4 protein-coding genes are annotated in these 2,583 nt (G+C 73.3%); 1 reads left to right on the forward strand and 3 read right to left on the reverse strand.

Features of this window, described 5'->3' with window-relative positions; all coding sequences use genetic code 11:
- The 3 genes from ispF to I4I78_RS31825 form a co-directional block, all read right to left on the reverse strand.
- Positions 1-426 (reverse strand): 2-C-methyl-D-erythritol 2,4-cyclodiphosphate synthase (gene ispF / locus I4I78_RS31815; protein ID WP_218615213.1); only part of this gene is annotated, 426 nt, incomplete at its 3' end.
- Entirely contained in the window at positions 423-1,145 is a 723-nt protein-coding gene (gene ispD, locus I4I78_RS31820; protein WP_218615214.1) for a 2-C-methyl-D-erythritol 4-phosphate cytidylyltransferase, read from the reverse strand. The genes ispF and ispD, both read right to left, overlap by 4 nt.
- Before the next feature lie 15 nt (positions 1,146-1,160).
- On the reverse strand, positions 1,161-1,652 hold the full coding sequence (locus I4I78_RS31825) for a CarD family transcriptional regulator (RefSeq protein ID WP_218615215.1): 492 nt from the start codon (positions 1,650-1,652) through the stop codon (positions 1,161-1,163).
- 321 nt (positions 1,653-1,973) lie between these two features.
- Between I4I78_RS31825 and I4I78_RS31830 the strand changes: the two genes are divergently transcribed.
- On the forward strand, positions 1,974-2,583 hold a 610-nt coding region (locus I4I78_RS31830; RefSeq protein ID WP_218615216.1), incomplete at its 3' end, for a hypothetical protein.

The following is a 2,583-nucleotide window of genomic DNA, read 5'->3' on the forward strand; positions in this document are numbered from 1 at the left end:
GCCTTCTCCTCTACCGGTCAGGCCCAGGCCGTCCGTGGTGGTGCCGGAGATCGCGACCGGTCCGCCCGCGGCGGCGGAGAGCGCCTGCTCGGCCTCGGCGCGACGGGTGCCGATCTTCGGGTCGTTGCCGACGACCTGGACCGCGGCGTTGCCGACCTGCCAGCCAGCCTCGTCGAGCAGGCGGCGGACCTCGGTGAGCAGCGCCGTCCCGCTCGCCCCGGACCACTCCGGGCGCCCGGTGCCGAACACCGCACCGAGGTCGCCGAGGGCCGCGGCGGAGAGCAGCGCGTCGCAGAGCGCGTGCGCGGCGACGTCGCCGTCGGAGTGTCCGGCGCAGCCGTCCACCCCGGGCCAGAACAGCCCGGCCACGTGGCACTCGCGCCCGCGTTCGATCGGGTGCACGTCGGTACCGATACCGACCCTCATCGTTCCTCCGCGGAGATCGGGGGATGCTCCGGGACGGAGGCACCGGCCAGGATCAGCTCGGCGATGCGCAGGTCCCAGGCCGTGGTCACCTTGAACGCGACCGGGTCACCCGCGACGGTGTGCACGGAGTCGCCGAGCGCCTCGACCAGGCCCGCGTCGTCGGTGAGCGCACCGGAGACGCCCGCGTACGCGCGGACCAGGTCGGACCTGCGGAAACCCTGCGGGGTCTGCACCGCGCGCAGGGCCGAGCGGTCGACGGTCGCGGTCACCACGCCGTCGGCGTCGACCTGCTTGACGGTGTCGGTCACCGGCAGCACCGGGATCACCGCGGGCAGACCGGAGCGTACGGCCGCCACCACCCGCCGGACGACGTCCGGCGGCGTCAGCGGACGCGCGGCGTCGTGCACCAGCACGACGTCCACATCGGACGTCACAGCACGCAGGCCGGCGGCGACCGACGCGGTGCGGTCCGCACCGCCCGGGACCACGGTCACCGGACGTCCGGGGAACAGCGAAGCCGCCGCCGTCACCTCGGAAACAGGGACGACGACGACCACACGGCCGACCACGCCGGACTCGAGCAACCCGTCGACGGTGCGCACCACCATCGGCACGCCGCCGAGTTCGACGAATGCCTTCGGGACCCCCGCGCCCAGCCGCAGGCCGGAGCCTGCGGCGGGCACGATCGCCACGACACCCGAGGGATCGACCGCGGACATCGCGTCGAGGACTTCTCAGGCGTTCGCGGTGGCGAGCACCTCGTCGAGCAGGACCTCGGCCCTCTCCTCGTCGGTGCCCTCGGCCAGCGCGAGCTCACTGACCAGTATTTGCCGGGCCTTGGCCAGCATCCGCTTCTCGCCCGCGGACAGCCCCCGGTCCTTCTCACGGCGCCACAGGTCGCGGACGACCTCGGCCACCTTGTTCACGTCACCCGAGGTGAGCTTCTCCCAGTTCGCCTTGTACCGGCGGGACCAGTTCGTGGGCTCCTCGGTGTGCGGCGCGCGCAGCACCTCGAAGACCCGATCCAGGCCTTCCTGACCGACCACGTCGCGGACGCCGACCTGCTCGACGTTGTCCGCGGGAATGCGTACCGTCAGATCACCCTGGGCGACCTTCAGGACGAGGTATTGAACATCCTCACCCTTGATCGTCCGAGTCTCGATCGCCTCGATGAGTGCGGCACCGTGGTGCGGGTAGACGACGGTCTCTCCGACCTTGAAAACCATGTGTCCTCTGGCCCCTTTCGCTGGACCCAGGTTAACACGTCGCACCGACACACCGGAGACCGGACCGCACCGTCGTCGCAGGTCAGGGGGTTGACAACCTCAAACAAACGTGCCTTCGCAGGTCTCCGGAGGCCCCGGCCGCCCACGTCACACCACCGAGTGCGCCCGCGCGGGCGGTGCGCGACTAGGCTTCGGCGCGGACCGCGCGGGGACGCCCGTGTGGCGACGCCGCACCGGTGGCCCGCTCCCCCGCGCCCGCTCCAGCGTCAGACCGTGCCGGGACCCCGAGCCCCGGCAGTGTCGAGAAAGGACACGCCGACCGTGAGCCGCAACCGCCGCTTCCGCCCGTCCCGGGCCCTCTCCGGGGCCGCCGGAGCCGTCGCCCTCACCGGAGTGCTGGCGCTGTCCGGCTGCGGGGCGGGCCAGCTGTCCCAGACCGCGAACCAGATCTCCGCGGTCAACGGGATCAGCACGCAGCAGGGCGACGTCCTGATCCGGGACGCGCGCATCGCCTTCCCGCCGCGCACCTCCGAGGGTGTCCTCTACCCGGCCGGAGGCTCCGCGCCGATGGAGGTCACGCTGCTCAACACCGGGGCCGTCACCGACCGGCTGGTGCGGGTCAGCAGCCCGGGCGCACCCGCGGTCCGCGTCGGCGGGGACCCGACCCTGCCGCAGGACATCCCGTTGGTCGCCCAGATCGCGGCCGAGGGCGGGGTCCCGGCCGGCAGCCGCCCGCTCACCATCGAGCTGGGCGGGCTCGTCGCACCGATCCGCTCCGGGCTGTCGGTGCCGGTCACCCTCACCTTCGAGCGGGCCGGGTCGATCGACCTGGACGTCCCGATCTCCGCGCCGCCGGAGGGCACCGAGCCCGAGCGCGCCGACGCCGAGGGCGCCGAGCAGGCGTCCCCCGAGCCGGGAGCGCCGGCCGAGC

The organism is Pseudonocardia sp. KRD291, from assembly GCF_019263595.1.
Lineage (GTDB): Bacteria > Actinomycetota > Actinomycetes > Mycobacteriales > Pseudonocardiaceae > Pseudonocardia.